Genomic DNA, 15,327 nt, shown 5'->3' on the forward strand with positions numbered 1-15,327 from the left:
GGTGCGGCACCACCAGTCTCGTCCTCGACAGCCCCCGGTGCGCGCTTTTGCCTCGCGACCCGCGCGGCGCCAGACGGCGGCGCGCGGCGTCCGTGGCGGGCCCCCCGGTGGACCGATAGCGTCAACGCCGTGAACATCATCTTCGTGGAGCCGTCGTTCCCGGCGAACCAGCGTCGCTTCGTGCACGCCCTCGCCTCGGTGGGTGCGAACGTCTACGGCATCGGCGAGTCCGACGAGGCGCACCTCGGCGACGAGCTGCGGGGCGCGCTCCGCGGCTACTACCGCGTCGGCTCGGTGACGAACGTCGACCAGATGGTCGAGGCGGTCCGCTACTTCCAGGACAAGGTCTGGATCGACGCGCTCGAGGCGACCGTCGAGGCGCACACGATGCCTGCGGCGCAGGTCCGCGAGGCGTGCGGCATCCCCGGCACGAGCGTCCGTACGACGTGGCTGTGCCGCGACAAGCCGTCGATGAAGGAGGCGCTGCGCCAGGCGGGCGTGCCCACCGCGGCGAGCGCGGCCGTCGACTCGGCCGCCGAGGCGCGCGCGTTCGCCGAGCGGGAGGGCTACCCGCTCATCCTCAAGCCGCGCGCGGGCGCCGGCGCCCAGGGCACGGTCCGCGTCGACTCCGACCACGAGCTCGAGCAGGCCCTCCAGGGCTACGCCCGCGAGGGTGCGAGCTCCATCGCCATCGAGGAGTTCGTCGAGGGCCACGAGGGCTTCTACGACACGATCAGCCTGGACGGCCGCGTCGTGCACGACTGGGCGACGCACTACTACCCCAACGTCCTCGAGGCGATGCGCCAGCGCTGGATCTCGCCGCAGTTCATCACGACGAACCGCATCGACGAGCCGGGCAACGCCTTCTACACCGAGGTGCGTGAGCTCGGGCGCCGCGTCATCGAGGCGCTCGGCATCGAGACGTCGGCCACGCACATGGAGTGGTTCTACGGCCCGAAGGGCCTGAAGTTCAGCGAGATCGGCGCCCGCCCCCCGGGTGTCGGAGCCTGGGACGTCTACTCCGCGGCCAACGAGGTCGACGTCTACCGCGAGTGGGCGCACGTCATCACCCACCGCGCCCCCGAGCGTCAGATGCAGCGCACGTATGCCGCGGGCATCGTCGCGCTCCGCCCCGACCACGACGGGTCGATCACCGGCTACAGCGGCATCGACGAGATCCAGTCGCGCTACGGCGAGTGGGTCATCGACGGCCACTTCCCACCGGTCGGGCACGGCACCCAGGGCGTCGAGGCCGGCTACATGGCCAACGCGTGGGTCCGACTGCGCCACCCCGACTTCGACACCGCGCGAGCCATGCTCGACGACGTCGGCCGCACGATCCACGTGCACGCCGGCTGAGCGCGGCTGAGCCCTTCCTCGATGTCGACGACGATCCTGCTCGGCCCCCAGCGGTTCACGACGACCGTGGGCGCCACCGTGCGCTCCCTCGGCGTGACCGGCCGCATCGCCATGGTCAACTCCGGCTGGGAGGAGCGCGAGTCCGACGACGGCGAGCTCGCCGGCCACCTCGACGGGCGCGGTGTCAACCTGCGCCTGCACCACCGGATGATGGACGTGCTCACCAAGGACCAGCACTTCGCCGCGGCGGCGGTCGCGTTCCGCGACCGGATGGACGAGCTCCGTGCCTTCTACGGCATACGCCTCCAGGCGGCGATCGACGCCGTGCACGCCGTCTCGCACCGCACCTCGATCCACGCGGTCGGCCCCATCGCCGAGGAGTCCGCCATGGAGGCCGTGCGCGAGGTCGACCGGTGGTATGCCGCCGAGCTCGACGAGCTCTACGGCTCGGTCCGCGCCACCGCGCCGCTCGACGAGAGCGGCACCATCGGCTGGCACCGGGGCGAGATCGGTGCGCTTCTCGCCGAGTGCGAAGCGGTCGTCATCGCCGGTGGCAACGTGCGCACCCTGCTGCGCACGCTCCGCGTCTTCGACGTCACCTTCGGGCCCGAGCAGTCGGTCGTCGCGTGGTCCGCCGGCGCGATGGCCCTGACCGACGAGGTCGTCCTCTTCCACGACTTCACACCGCACGGCGTGGACGCGGCCGAGCTCCACGACCGGGGGGTGGGGCGGCTGCCCGGGATCGTCGCGCTGCCGCACGCCAAGAGGCGGCTGCTGCTCGACGACCACGAGCGCATGTCGGTGCTGGCCCGGCGCTTCGCCGAGCACCGGCTGCTCCTCCTCGACGACGGGGCCGTCGTGCGCTTCCCCGACGGCGCGACCGAGCTGCCTGCCGGTGCTCGGTTCATCGACCGCACCGGCCACGTCTCGGTGGTGGGGGTCGCGTGAGCGCCATGGAACGCCTCGCCGTCAACCGCCTCCGCGAGCGGCTGCCGCTCGACGGCCCGACGATCGACCGCTTCGTCGGGCGCTACGGGTGCCCGATCATCGAGGGCGAGCGCGCGACCTTCCTCTACCGGGGTGACGTCGACGAGGTGTGGGTGCGCCACCGCGTCGTCGGCCTGCCGGATCCCCTGCCGCTCAAGCGGATCGGCGAGTCCGACCTCTGGGCCGTCACGACCGTGCTGCCCGAGGGGTCGCGGGTCGAGTACCAGATCGAGATCCGCAAGGGCGAGCACTACGAGCGCTTCAACGACCCGCTCAACCCGCGCCTGGCGCACAGTCCGATGGGGTCGTCGTCGGTGTGTGCGGCGATCGGCTACCGCGTGCCCGAGTGGGTGGCCCACGACCCGGAGGCCCGCCCGGGCACGCTCGTCGAGGAGCAGGTCCACAGCAAGGCGCTGCGCCGCGACCAGCCGGTGCAGATCTACCTGCCGGCACGCTTCAACCGGGCGCAGCGCTACCCGCTCCTCGTCGTGCACGACGGCACCGACTACCTCCAGTTCGCCGCGATGAAGACCGTCCTCGACAACCTCATCCACCGGCTCGACGTCGACCCGCTCGTCGCCGTCTTCGTGCCGCCCCGGGACCGGCTCAAGGAGTACCCCAACCACGCGCCGCACGCCCGGTTCATCGCACGCGAGCTCGTGCCGCTGCTCACCGAGCGACTCCCCCTCGTCGACACCCCGGAGGCGCGCTGCCTCATGGGCAGCTCCTTCGGGGGCATCGCGTCGCTCTCGACGGCGGTGCGCTACCCCGGCTTCTTCGGCTCGCTCATGCTCCAGTCCGCCTCCCTCGTCTTCACCGACATCGGCTTCGACCACGGTGGCGGGCCGGCCTTCGACCCGGTCGTGAAGTTCGTCAACCGTTTCCGCGAGAAGCCGTCCGCGGTCGTCGACCGCCTCTTCATGTCGTGCGGCGTCTACGAGCCGCTCATCACCCCGAACCGGTCGATGGTCCCGGTCTTCCGCCACGCGGGCATGACGGTGCGCTACACGGAGTCGCGCGACGGCCACAACTGGGAGAACTGGCGCGACCGTCTCGGTGACGGACTCGCGTGGCTCTTTCCCGGACCCCAGAAGTTCGTCTACGAGTGACGAGCGCAAGTGAGAAGGCAGGTCACCCATGAAGGTCACCGACAGGTGGTACTCCGACCGTCTGGGCCAGGACATCAGCGTCGCAAGGTGGGGCACCTACGGCGCGCCCGTGCTGCTCTTCCCGACCGCAGGCGGTGATGCCGAGGAGGTCGAGCGTCACAAGATGATCGCGCACCTCGAGCCGCTCATCGCGGCCGGCCGCGCGAAGGTCTACTCCGTCGACAGCGTCGCGGGGCGCGCCCTGGCCGAGGGACGCGGCACGCCGGACCACCAGCTCGCCCTCTTCAACGGCTTCCACGAGGCGATCGCCCGCGAGGTCATCCCGGCGATCCACTCCGACCTCGGAGGCCAGCCGATGCCGGTCACCGTCGCGGGCGCCTCGATCGGCGCCTTCAACGCCCTCGCCGTCACGTGCCGCTACCCCGAGCTCGTGCAGTCGGCGGTGTGCATGAGCGGCACGTACGCCATCGAGCAGTTCCTCGGCGGCCACGTCAACGACGACCTCTACTTCAGCTCGCCGCTGCGCTTCCTGCCCGGTCTCGAGGGTCCGGCGCTCGACGTGCTCCGAACGCGGATGATCGTGCTCGCCTCGGGCAGCGGCCGCTGGGAGGACGTCGGCGAGTCCCGGACCGTCGCGCACGTCCTCGGCAGCAAGGGCATCCCCAACCGCGTCGACGACTGGGGCACGGGCTACGACCACGACTGGCCGACGTGGTGGGCGATGCTCCCGCTCTACCTCGACGACCTCCTCCCCTGACGGCGTACGCCCTCTGGGCCGGGTGCCGCTCGGTCACATGATGTCGTCGGGAATCGGGAGGCCCGGGGTGGGCGCGGGGCCGTAGCGTACGTCGCATGGAGTCCAAGAGCACCGCTGCGAAGACCACGTCGCGTCCCTCCGGTGGGTCCCACCCGGCCGACGTCCACGACATGATCCGAGTGCAGGGTGCGCGCGAGAACAACCTCAAGGACGTCAGCCTCGACCTGCCCAAGCGTCGGCTCACGGCGTTCACCGGCGTCTCCGGCTCGGGCAAGAGCTCACTCGTCTTCGCGACCATCGCCGCCGAGTCGCAGCGGATGATCAACGAGACGTACAGCGCGTTCGTCCAGGGCTTCATGCCGTCGCTCGCCCGCCCTGACGTCGACTACCTCGACGGCCTGACGACGGCGATCATCGTCGACCAGGAGCGGATGGGGGCCAACCCGCGTTCGACGGTCGGCACCGCGACCGACGCCAACGCGATGCTGCGGATCCTCTTCTCCCGCATCGGGACCCCTCACATCGGGCCGCCCACCGCCTTCGCCTTCAACGTCCCGACACGGGTCGCGAGTGGCGTCATGAAGACCGACAAGGGCAACCGCCAGGAGACCTCGATCGTCCGCGAGGCCGTCTACCAGGGCGGCATGTGCGCTCGCTGCGAGGGAATGGGGTCGGTCAACGACTTCGACCTCACCGCGATCTACGACGAGAGCAAGTCGCTCTCCGAGGGTGCGCTCCTCGTCCCGGGCTACAGCATGGACGGCTGGTACGGCCGCGTCTTCAGCGGCGCTGGGCTGCCCATGGACAAGCCGGTCGGGACGTTCACCGAGCGCCAGCTCCAGAAGCTGCTCTACGGCCAGCCCGAGAAGATCAAGGTCGAGGGCGTCAACCTCACCTACGAGGGCGTCCTGTCGAAGGTGCAGAAGTCCATGCTGTCCAAGGACCTCGACGCGATGCAGCCGCACGTGCGGCGCTTCGTCGAGCGGGCGGTCACGTTCACGACCTGCCCGGAGTGCAAGGGCACGCGCCTGTCGCAGGAGGCGCTGAGCTCGAAGATCAAGGGCAAGAACATCGCCGAGCTGTGCACGATGCAGATCAGCGACCTCGCCGAGTGGCTCCGCGACGTCGATGACCCGTCGGTCGCACCGCTCCTGCGGGGGCTGCAGCACCTGCTCGACTCCTTCGCCGAGATCGGGCTCGGCTACCTGTCGCTCGACCGACCCGCCGGCACGCTGTCCGGTGGTGAGGCCCAGCGCACCAAGATGATCCGTCACCTCGGCTCGTCGCTCACCGACGTCACCTATGTGTTCGACGAGCCGACGATCGGGCTGCACCCGCACGACATCGCGCGGATGAACCAGCTGCTCCTCCAGCTGCGCGACAAGGGCAACACCGTCCTCGTCGTCGAGCACAAGCCCGAGACGATCGCCATCGCCGACCACGTCGTCGACCTCGGTCCGGGCGCCGGCACCGCCGGCGGTGAGGTCGTCTTCGAGGGCACCGTCGAGGGACTGCGCAAGAGCGACACGACGACGGGCCACCACCTCGACGACCGGGTCCGCCTCAAGGACTCGCTGCGCACGGCGGCCGGGGCGCTCGAGGTCCGGGGCGCGTCGACCCACAACCTGCGCGACGTCGACGTCGACATCCCGCTCGGAGTGCTCTGCGTCATCACCGGGGTCGCCGGGTCGGGCAAGAGCTCGCTCATCCACGGCTCCGTCGCCAAGCGCGACGGTGTCGTCGTCGTCGACCAGGGCGCCATCCGCGGCTCGCGCCGGAGCAACCCCGCGACCTACACCGGGCTGCTGGAGCCGATCCGCAAGGCCTTCGCCAAGGCCAACGGCGTCAAGCCCGCACTCTTCAGCTCGAACTCCGAGGGGGCCTGCCCCGCCTGCAACGGCGCCGGGGTCATCTACACCGAGCTCGGCGTCATGGCGACCGTCGAGTCGACGTGCGAGGAGTGCGAAGGCCGCCGTTTCCAGGCTGCGGTGCTCGAGTACGAGCTGGGCGGTCGCAACATCGCGGACGTGCTCGCCATGCCGGTGGCCGAGGCGCTCGACTTCTTCGACAGCGGCGAGGCCCGCACGCCCGCCGCGCACACGATCCTCGAGCGGCTCGCCGACGTCGGACTCGGTTACCTCACCCTCGGGCAGCCCCTCACGACGTTGTCGGGCGGCGAGCGCCAGCGCCTCAAGCTGGCCACGCAGATGGCCGAGAAGGGCGACGTCTACGTCCTCGACGAGCCGACGACCGGCCTGCACCTCGCCGACGTCGAGAACCTCCTCGGCCTGCTCGACCGGCTCGTCGAGTCGGGCAAGTCGGTGCTCGTCATCGAGCACCACCAGGCCGTCATGGCGCACGCCGACTGGATCATCGACCTCGGACCCGGGGCCGGTCACGACGGCGGCACCGTCGTCTTCGAGGGGACGCCGGCCGACCTCGTCGCCGACCGGGCGACGCTGACCGGCGACCACCTCGCGACCTACGTCGGAGCCTGACCGGAGCGCGCCGTGGACCTCGACGCCGCGGTCGCCGACGTCGTGCGTGAGCACGGCTTCTCGGGCGTCGTCCGCGTCGACCGCGGCGGCGAGGTCGTGCACGCCTCGGCACACGGTCTCGCCGACCGTGCCCACGGCCTGCCCAACACCCTCGACACGCAGTTCGGGACCGCCAGCGTCTGCAAGGGCCTGACCGCGCTCACCGTCGTGAGCCTCGTGGCCGAGGGTCGCGTCGCCCTCGAGACGCCCGTGCGCGCGGTCGTCGGCGACGACCTGCCCGACATCGGGGGTGACGTCACGATCGAGCACCTCCTCTCCCACCGTTCGGGCATCGGTGACTACCTCGACGAGGACACCGACCTCGATGCCTCCGACTACGTCATGACCCTCCCGGTGCACCGGTTCGCCACGACCGAGGGCTACCTGCCAGCCCTCCGCGGACGGCCGGCGAAGTTCGCTGCGGGAGAACGCTTCTCGTACTGCAACAGCGGCTTCGTCGTGCTGGCCCTCGTCGTGGAGCGCCTGACCGGCACGGGCTTCCACGAGGCGGTCGAGGCGCGGGTCTGCGCTCCCGTCGGGATGGTCGACACGGCATACCTGCGCTCCGACGAGCTTCCGGGGCGCGCCGCGCTCGGCTACCTCGATGCCGACGGGCTGCGCACCAACGTGCTGCACCTTCCGGTTCGGGGCAGCGGCGACGGTGGGCTGTACACGACGGCGGCCGACCTCCACGCGTTGTGGGACGCGTTCCTCGGTGGGCGCATCGTCGACCCGCCATGGGTCGCCGAGATGCTGCGCGCGCGCACCGACGTCATGGACGACGGCCGGTGCTACGGCCTCGGCGTGTGGCTCGACGGGACGGGTGACGGGGTCGTGCTGAGCGGCTACGACGCCGGCGCCTCGGCGGTGACCCGGCACGAGCCGTCGCGGGCCCTGACGTGGTCGGTCCTGGCCAACCGCAGCGACGTCGCGTGGCCGGTCGCGCGGCGGCTCCGCGAGGTCCTGGCGGGCTGACGCCCAGACCTCGAGACGTCCGCATCGCGGACCTCCAGTCGCGACGCCCGACGCGGTGAGCGATGCCTCCGGGCAGCACGCAGGGGCCCGCGGCGGTCTGCCCCACAGGCCTGTCCCGGGCCGGTCCCGGACCTGCCCTACGGATTGACAGGTGATCGAATGTGCTCGATTGTAGTCCCGCCCAAGCACAAACGAGCGATCAGGCTTGGGCTGCCCGATGACGTGCACCGGACCGCAGCGGCCCCCAGCCAGCTGCGGGCCCCCACCCAAGGAGTCGCGAATGCGCAGAACGTCCACGCTGGCCGCCACGGCCGCGCTCACCCCGTTGCTCGTGCTCGGCCTCGCCGCGTGCGGCCAGTCCACCGGCGGCGCCACGGCTGACGCCCAGCCCGAGTCGGGGCCGGTCACGATCTCCTATGGCATCTGGGACAAGAACCAGGTGCCGGCCATGCAGAAGATCGCCGACGAGTTCCACGCCGCGAACCCGAACGTCACGGTCAAGATCCAGGTGACGCCGTTCAAGCAGTACTTCACGACCCTGCAGACGGCCGCGGCCGGCGGCGGTGCCCCCGACGTCTTCTGGATGAACGGTCCCAACGTCAAGCTGTACGCCGCCAACCAGCAGCTGCTGCCCCTCGACCAGACGATCAGCCGCGCCAAGCTCGACCTCGCGAAGTACCCCGAGGCCCTCGTCGACCTCTACACCTACGACGGCAAGAGGTACGGCATCCCGAAGGACTTCGACACGATCGGCGTCTGGTACAACAAGGCGCTCTTCGACGCGAAGAAGCTCGCCTACCCCAAGGACACCTGGACCTGGGCCGACTTCCAGTCCGCAGCCCGGGCACTCACCGACAAGACCAAGGGCGTCTACGGAGCGGCCGCTCCCGTCGAGGACCAGGCCGGCTTCTACGACACCATCCCGTCGGCCGGTGGCCAGGTCATCGACGCCGCCGGCACCAAGAGCGGCTTCGACTCCCCCGAGGCGCTGCAGGGCATCGAGTTCTGGACCTCGCTCGTCAAGGACGGGGCGTCGCCGACGGTGCAGCAGATGACCGACACGAGCCCCGGCGACATGTTCAAGGCCGGCAAGGTCGCGATGTACTGGAACGGCTCGTGGGCCGCGGTCGAGTACAGCGACGTCCCCGAGCTCAAGGACGCCGTCAACGTCGCGCCGGTCCCCGCCGGCCCCAAGGGCCAGGTCTCCGTCATCCACGGCCTCGGCAACGTCATCTACGCCAAGACGAAGCACCAGGACGCCGCGCAGAAGTTCGTCGGCTTCCTCGGCGGTGAGCGCGCCGCGCAGATCCAGGCCGACGCCGGCGCCGTCATCCCCGCCTACGAGGGCACCCAGGAGGCATGGGTGAAGTCGATGCCGCAGTTCAACCTCAAGGCCTACGTCGACGAGGTCGCGACGGCCGTGCCCTACCCGGCGTCGAAGAACACCAAGGCGTGGACGACCCTCCAGACCGACCTCCTGACGAAGGTGTGGAACGGCGAGGTCGACGCGGCGACGGGCCTGAAGGACCTCGCCACGCAGATGAACGCGGCGCTCGCCAAGGAGAAGTGATCGTGGCGGGCGTGCTCACCGACAGGGAGCAGGCGTCGGGGACCGTCGGCGCGACCGCGCCGGCCGGCTCCTCCTCGGGGTCGGGTAGCCGGGGCGACACCCCGGCCCCCGGCCGCCGGCCCGGGCGGCCCGGTCGATCCCATCAGCCCGGTCGAGGCATGTCGCGGATGCGACGCAACGACCTCTTCTGGGCGGCGGTCTTCATCCTCCCGACCCTGCTCGGCCTCGTCGTCTTCTACCTCTGGCCGGTCGTGCGCACGTTGCTCATCTCCTTCACGGAGACCGGGCCGTTCGGCGGCTCGGAGTTCGTCGGCCTCGCCAACTACCGCGAGCTGTTCGGCGACGCGCGGCTCTGGGAGACCATGCTCAACACCGTGAAGTTCACGGTCGTCGCGCTCCTCGGCATCCCCGTAGCGCTCGTCATCGCGGCGCTGCTCAGCACCGAGGGCCTGCGCGGGGTGCGCATCTACCGCGTCCTCTACTTCCTGCCCGTCGTGACGATGCCGGCCGCGGTCGGCCTCATCTGGCGCACGCTCTACAACGGCGACGTCGGCGTCATCAACGCCCTGCTCGGGCTCGTCGGCATCGAGGGCACGAACTGGCTCTCCAACCCCGCGACGGCTCTGTATGCCATTGCCGCCGTGGGCATCTGGCTCAGCCTGGGCACGCAGATCGTCATCTTCCTCGCCGCGATCCAGGGCGTGCCGAAAGACCTCTACGAGGCGGCCGCGCTCGACGGCGCGGGACGCATCCGACAGTTCTGGTCGATCACGCTCCCGCAGATCAGCCCGAGCGTCTTCTTCATCTCGGTGCTCGCCGTCATCGGCGCGCTGCAGACGTTCGACCTCATCTTCGTCATGACCGGGCCGACGAACCCGGCCTACCCGCAGACCGAGACGATCGTCGCGCAGTTCTACCAGCGGGGCTTCGTCGAGAACCAGCAGGGATATGCCGCCGCGATCGCCCTCGTCATCCTCGTCGTCATCGTCGCGGTGACCGCCCTGCAGTTCCGGCTCCAGAAGAAGTGGGTCCACTATGTCTGAGCTCACGACCGGGCTCCCCCGCCGGCCGCGCCCGAAGCCGTTGCGCCGCAGACACCTCGGGGTCCATGCCGTCCTCATCCTCGGCTCGGTCGTCATGGTCGGCCCGTTCTTCTGGGAGGTCATGACCTCCCTCAAGACCCTCGGGGAGACGCTGACCGTGCCACCGACGGTCTTCCCCCGCTCGCCCCGGTGGAGCAACTACGGCGACGTCTTCGACACGCTCCCCTTCGGCCAGATGTTCTGGAACAGCACGATCCAGACGCTCGGGCGGGTGCTCGGCCAGCTCGTGCTCTGCTCGATGGCCGGCTACGCGTTCGCCCGCTTCGAGTTCCGAGGGCGGAGCCTGCTCTTCGGCCTGTTCCTGTCGGTCCTCATGGTCCCGAGCCAGCTCTTCCTGCTGCCGCAGTACGAGATCGTCGCGGGCCTCGGCTGGCTCAACTCGCTCCAGGCGCTCATCGTGCCCGGCCTCTTCAGCGCCTTCGGGACGTTCCTGCTGCGCCAGTTCTTCCTCAGCCTGCCGCGCGAGCTCGAGGAGGCGGCCAAGCTCGACGGTGCGAACCACTGGCAGATCTTCACCCGGATCATGCTGCCGCTCGCCAAGCCGGGCCTCATCGCGCTGGCCGTCCTCGACGTGCTGTGGTCGTGGAACGACCTCATGTGGCCGCTCGTGGTCAACAACGACCCGTCGAAGATGCCACTGTCGGTCGGGCTCGCCTCGCTCATCGGCCAGTTCTCCGTCGACACGACGACGCTCATGGCCGGCTCGGTCCTCGCGACGCTGCCGGTGCTCCTGCTCTTCGTCGTGCTCCAGAAGCAGTTCATCCAGGGGATCGCGTTCAGCGGCTCCAAGGGCTGAGACCCTCGAACCACCACCACCCCGGAAGGTGCCCCCACCCATGACCGACCAGCCCGACCAGCCCGACCAGCCCGACCAGCCCGACCAGCCCGACCAGCCGGACCAGCCGGACCTGCGCATCGCCATCATCGGCTTCGGCCTGCGGGCCAGCCTCGCGAGGTACGCCCACCGTCCCGGTGAGGGCAGCCGCGTCACGGTCGTCTGCGACCCGGCCGAGCGGGGGCGCGCGGACGCCGCCGAGCGGATCGACGGCGTACGCCTCGTCGACGGTCTCGACGACCTGCTCGCTCCCGACGTGCGCGCCGACATCGACGCGGTGCTCGTCCTGACGCCCGACCACGCGCACGCCGACCATGCCGTGCGCACGCTCGAGGCCGGCATACCGACGTTCGTCGAGAAGCCGCTCGCGACCAGCGTCGCCGACGCCGACCGGGTGCTCGAGGCAGCGCACCGCACGGGCACGCGCCTCTACGTCGGGCACAACATGCGGCACATGCCGGTGGTCCGGGCGATGCGCGACGTCATCGAGGCAGGCACGATCGGCGAGGTCAAGGCGGTGTGGTGCCGGCACTTCGTCTCGGCCGGCGGCGACTACTACTTCAAGGACTGGCACGCCGACCGGCGCAACACGACGGGTCTGCTGCTGCAGAAGGGCGCCCACGACATCGACGTCATCCACTGGCTCGCCGGCGCCTACACGCGCCGGGTCAGCGCGGTCGGCGCCCTCGCGGTCTACGGCGACATCACCGACCACCGCGACAACTCCGACCGGCGGATGGCCGACTGGTACTCCCTCGACAACTGGCCGCCCACCGCGCAGCGCGAGCTCCACCCCGTGGTCGACATCGAGGACATCTCGATGGCCAACCTCGTCCTCGAGGGCGGCGTGCTCGCCAGCTACCAGCAGTGCCACTTCACGCCGGACTACTGGCGCAACTACACCGTCATCGGCACGTCGGGTCGGCTCGAGAACTTCGGCGACGGCCCCGGCGCGCTCGTCAAGGTGTGGACCCGCCGCACCGACACCTACCGCGACGACGCCGACGAGGTCATCGAGATCCCGGCCGCCGACACGACGGGCCACGGCGGCGCCGACCCGCTGCTCATCGCGGAGTTCGTCCGCTTCGCCCGTGACGGCGGCCCGACGATGACCTCGCCCGTCGCGGCCCGTGAGGCCGTGGCGGCCGGGGCCTCGGCCACCACCTCGCTGCGCACCGGCGGTGGAGCGGTCGACGTGCCGGCACTCGACCCCACCCTCGTCGCATGGTTCGAGGGCGGCCAGGCCTGAGGCGTATCAGCGCCGTGACCGGCGTCCTCTGAGGCGTAGGGGTCCGTGGGTCGAGCGGGCCCGTTCCCCGAAGGACGATCCATGAGCGTCACCGACGTCTTCCCGCTGATCAAGGCGCCCGCGGCCTGGCCCGTGCCGGTCGTCGCGACGGTCGCGATGGTCTGCCTCGCGGGGCTCGACCTGCTCGGGGCGGTCCTCGCCAAGGAGTGGGCCGAGAACGGCAGCGCGCGGGCGCTCGTGCTCGGCGCGGGTGCCTTCCTCGTCCTCTTCTGGGTGTATGCGTCGTCGTTGAAGTACGCCGAGCTGGCCCTCGTGACGATGGGCTGGGTCGTCATGCTCCAGGTCGGGCTCGTCCTCATCGACCGCTGGCGCTACGGGGTCGAGCTCCCCACGGGCAAGTGGGTGGCGATCGGGGTCGTGCTCCTCGCGCAGGCCTATCTCGTGCTCGCCCCTGCGGCCGAGCAGGCGGGCGCCGCGGCGGGCTCCGGCGGCTAGACTTTGGACCACGGACAGGGGTGCTCCGGGTCGCCGTCGGTGCCACCTGCCACCGTGCTCTGCGTGCCCGCCGAAGTCCCGGGTCCGGTCTCCGGTCCGGGTGCCCCGAAGGAAGTCCATGCGTCGACGTCTCGTCCGCCCCACCGCGGTGGCGGCCCTCGGCGTACTCGCGCTGGCCTCGGGTGCCGCGTGCACGACGAGCACCGCGACGCCGGCCCCGACGCGAGGCACGACGGCGAGCACGACCCCCACGGCGGCGCCGACGACCGCGGTCGCGCCGCTCGTCGTCGGGGCGGTCTTCGACCACACGACGCTCGACCCGACGCGACAGTTCGACCGCAGCGGGTCGATGCTGACGCACGCGCTCTACGAGACACTGACGACGCTCGACCCCGACGACCCGACGAAGGTCGTGCCCGGGATGGCCGAGTACACCCTGTCCCCCGAGGGCCGGTGGCTCACGCTGCGGCTGCGAAGGGGCCTCGTCTTCTCCGACGGCACTCCGGTCACGACCGACGACGTCCTCTTCACGCTCCAGCGCGCGCGAGGGCTGTCCGGTCCCGCCGGCTCGATCCTCGGCACCGTGTCGGCGGTCAAGGTCGACGACCGCACCTTCACGCTCAGCTCTCCCGGCTCGAACTTCGCCCTGCCGGCGATCCTCGCCAACCCGGCCTTCGGTATCCTCAACGCGACGGCGGTCAAGGCGCACGGCGGCACCATCGGACCCGGTGATGAGGCGAGTGCCTACCTCTCGCAGCACTCGGCGGGTTCGGGTCCCTACGTCATCGAGAGCGTCCGCGGCACCTCCGAGGTGCGGCTCGCGGCCAACCCGATGTGGTCGGGTGCGACCCCGGCCTTTCCCGAGATCGTCGTGCGCAACCTCGACGCGCGCCAGCAGCTGGCCGCCATCGGGTCCGGTGGCGCCGACCTCGTGCTCGACCTCTCGCCGAGCCAGGCCGACGCGGCCACCGGCCGGCCGCAGCTCGCGGCCGTCACGGTGACGACGATGCGGTCGAGCTCGCTCGTCTACCTCGCCCTCGGGCGCGAGAAGGCCCTCAACCCGTGGACCGCCGACCCCGACTTCGCCGAGGCGGTGCGTCGCGGCCTCGACCGGGAGGCGCTCGGCAGAGCCGCCGCACCCGGGTCCATGCCCGCGGCGGGTCTCATCCCGGCCGGCATCGTCGGCGCGCTCGAGGACCTCGCGCCCGCGCCCGCCCCCACTGGCGGCACCGGCACCACCGGCACCGACGGCACGGGGACCCCGACCCCCACGACGTCGACGACGTCCGCCACGCCGGCACCGTCCTCCTCGGGCACCACGGCGACTCCCGACGGCATCCTCACGACCGGGGCGGACGGCATACCCACGCCGGTGGTGACGCTGCCCGTCGTGCCCCAGCGCGATCTCGCCGCGGCCAAGGCGGCGCTGCGCCGCTCTGGCTACAGGGGCCAGCCGATCCCGCTGTCGTATGCCGCCGACCTGCCCATCCAGGGCATCCCGACGAGCGCGCTCGCGGTGGCCGTGCGTGCGCAGCTCGCGCAGGTCGGCATCAAGGTGCAGCTCAACCCGGCGCCAGCGGCCCAGGCGATCGCCGCCTACCGCAGCGGACGCACGGCGTTCAGCCTGTGGAGCTGGAACCCCGACTACCCGGATCCCGAGAACTACCTCGCCTTCGCGCCGGGCGAGCTCGTCGGGTCGCGCGCCGGGTGGGCGCGCGGCACCGACCCGCTCGTCGACGACCTCACCGAGGCGGCGCGCTCGTCCGTGGGTGACAACCGGGCGGGGGCGTATGCCGCATGGCAGCTCGCGATGAATCAGCGCAGCCCGTTCGTCCCCCTGCTCCAGCCCTCGACGCGCTTCGCGAGCGGCGAGCGGGTCAAGGTCCTGCCGGGCAACCCGGTCTGGACCGTCGACCTCGCCCGGCTCAGCTGACCGGCCGTCTCGGTGGCGCTCCTCGTGGTGCTCCCCGCCGGCCTCCGATGGGCTCCAGGCGGGCTCGCCAGAGTGTCCGAGAGGGTCTCCCGACCGCTCCGTCGAGGGCCCCGGGAGGGGGTCCGACGGCCCGATTATGAGATCTCGGGGGAGGCCCTGTAACGTTCTCTTCGTCAGCCCGACAGGGAGCACCGGACGCCACCGCTGAGCGATACGTCGCTCGCGAAGTAGGCCGGCCCCGGGGTTGGCACCACAGAGTGAAGGACCGTTCGATCGGTCTCATCTACGTGGAAGCCCGCGTGTCTGGCGTGGTCGGTCGGGTCTGCTCCTCGGAGCCGGCGCCGATTTGGACCAGCGCATCGAGGCGGGTAAGTTTGAAGGGTTGCCCCGGAGGTCTCCTCGTTGAGGTGGTTGATGG

General features: G+C 70.9%; 12 protein-coding genes. All 12 read left to right on the top strand.

Annotated elements, in window-relative coordinates; translation table 11 throughout:
* Window positions 1–129 precede the first annotated feature (129 nt).
* A complete protein-coding gene (locus NR112_RS07280) occupies window positions 130–1,359 on the top strand; it encodes an ATP-grasp domain-containing protein (protein WP_256793317.1) in 1,230 nt (409 codons plus the stop codon).
* Window positions 1,360–1,380: 21 nt separating this feature from the next.
* Complete coding sequence (locus NR112_RS07285) at window positions 1,381–2,307, top strand: hypothetical protein (RefSeq protein ID WP_256793318.1); 927 nt, start codon at window positions 1,381–1,383, stop codon at window positions 2,305–2,307.
* A 5-nt stretch (window positions 2,308–2,312) separates the two neighbouring features.
* Window positions 2,313–3,455 carry an alpha/beta hydrolase-fold protein gene (locus NR112_RS07290; protein ID WP_256793341.1) on the top strand — a complete coding sequence of 381 codons (1,143 nt, stop codon included), beginning with the start codon at window positions 2,313–2,315 and terminating at the stop codon, window positions 3,453–3,455.
* 28 nt (window positions 3,456–3,483) lie between these two features.
* Entirely contained in the window at window positions 3,484–4,212 is a 729-nt protein-coding gene (locus tag NR112_RS07295) for an esterase family protein (RefSeq protein WP_256793319.1), read from the top strand.
* 95 nt (window positions 4,213–4,307) lie between these two features.
* On the top strand, window positions 4,308–6,710 hold the full coding sequence (locus NR112_RS07300; protein WP_256793320.1) for an excinuclease ABC subunit UvrA: 2,403 nt from the start codon (window positions 4,308–4,310) through the stop codon (window positions 6,708–6,710).
* 12 nt (window positions 6,711–6,722) lie between these two features.
* Entirely contained in the window at window positions 6,723–7,724 is a 1,002-nt protein-coding gene (locus NR112_RS07305; protein WP_256793321.1) for a serine hydrolase domain-containing protein, read from the top strand.
* A gap of 280 nt (window positions 7,725–8,004) precedes the next feature.
* Window positions 8,005–9,294: a sugar ABC transporter substrate-binding protein gene (locus NR112_RS07310; RefSeq protein ID WP_256793322.1), complete on the top strand. Its 1,290-nt coding sequence runs from the start codon at window positions 8,005–8,007 to the stop codon at window positions 9,292–9,294.
* A 167-nt stretch (window positions 9,295–9,461) separates the two neighbouring features.
* On the top strand, window positions 9,462–10,337 hold the full coding sequence (locus NR112_RS07315) for a carbohydrate ABC transporter permease (RefSeq protein ID WP_256793323.1): 876 nt from the start codon (window positions 9,462–9,464) through the stop codon (window positions 10,335–10,337).
* Window positions 10,330–11,193, top strand: a complete 864-nt coding sequence (locus tag NR112_RS07320; protein WP_256793324.1) for a carbohydrate ABC transporter permease — start codon at window positions 10,330–10,332, stop codon at window positions 11,191–11,193. The genes NR112_RS07315 and NR112_RS07320 overlap by 8 nt, the downstream gene beginning before the upstream one ends.
* A 40-nt stretch (window positions 11,194–11,233) precedes the next feature.
* Complete coding sequence (locus NR112_RS07325) at window positions 11,234–12,481, top strand: Gfo/Idh/MocA family protein (protein WP_256793325.1); 1,248 nt, start codon at window positions 11,234–11,236, stop codon at window positions 12,479–12,481.
* A gap of 81 nt (window positions 12,482–12,562) precedes the next feature.
* Window positions 12,563–12,976 carry a hypothetical protein gene (locus NR112_RS07330; protein ID WP_256793326.1) on the top strand — a complete coding sequence of 138 codons (414 nt, stop codon included), beginning with the start codon at window positions 12,563–12,565 and terminating at the stop codon, window positions 12,974–12,976.
* 118 nt (window positions 12,977–13,094) lie between these two features.
* Complete coding sequence (locus tag NR112_RS07335) at window positions 13,095–14,909, top strand: ABC transporter substrate-binding protein (protein WP_256793327.1); 1,815 nt, start codon at window positions 13,095–13,097, stop codon at window positions 14,907–14,909.
* Window positions 14,910–15,327: the final 418 nt, after the last annotated feature.

The sequence above is a fragment of the Terrabacter sp. Ter38 genome (genome assembly GCF_024519435.1).
Classification (GTDB): domain Bacteria; phylum Actinomycetota; class Actinomycetes; order Actinomycetales; family Dermatophilaceae; genus Terrabacter.

Excerpts from the sequence above, each read along its gene's own strand:
- NR112_RS07300 (WP_256793320.1), top strand. The coding sequence starts at position 4,308 with ATGGAGTCCAAGAGCACCGCTGCGAAGACCACGTCGCGTCCCTCCGGT.
- NR112_RS07320 (WP_256793324.1), top strand. The coding sequence starts at position 10,330 with ATGTCTGAGCTCACGACCGGGCTCCCCCGCCGGCCGCGCCCGAAGCCG.
- NR112_RS07335 (WP_256793327.1), top strand. The coding sequence starts at position 13,095 with ATGCGTCGACGTCTCGTCCGCCCCACCGCGGTGGCGGCCCTCGGCGTA.
- NR112_RS07325 (WP_256793325.1), top strand. The coding sequence starts at position 11,234 with ATGACCGACCAGCCCGACCAGCCCGACCAGCCCGACCAGCCCGACCAG.
- NR112_RS07290 (WP_256793341.1), top strand. The coding sequence starts at position 2,313 with ATGGAACGCCTCGCCGTCAACCGCCTCCGCGAGCGGCTGCCGCTCGAC.
- NR112_RS07315 (WP_256793323.1), top strand. The coding sequence starts at position 9,462 with ATGCGACGCAACGACCTCTTCTGGGCGGCGGTCTTCATCCTCCCGACC.
- NR112_RS07310 (WP_256793322.1), top strand. The coding sequence starts at position 8,005 with ATGCGCAGAACGTCCACGCTGGCCGCCACGGCCGCGCTCACCCCGTTG.
- NR112_RS07285 (WP_256793318.1), top strand. The coding sequence starts at position 1,381 with ATGTCGACGACGATCCTGCTCGGCCCCCAGCGGTTCACGACGACCGTG.
- NR112_RS07330 (WP_256793326.1), top strand. The coding sequence starts at position 12,563 with ATGAGCGTCACCGACGTCTTCCCGCTGATCAAGGCGCCCGCGGCCTGG.
- NR112_RS07295 (WP_256793319.1), top strand. The coding sequence starts at position 3,484 with ATGAAGGTCACCGACAGGTGGTACTCCGACCGTCTGGGCCAGGACATC.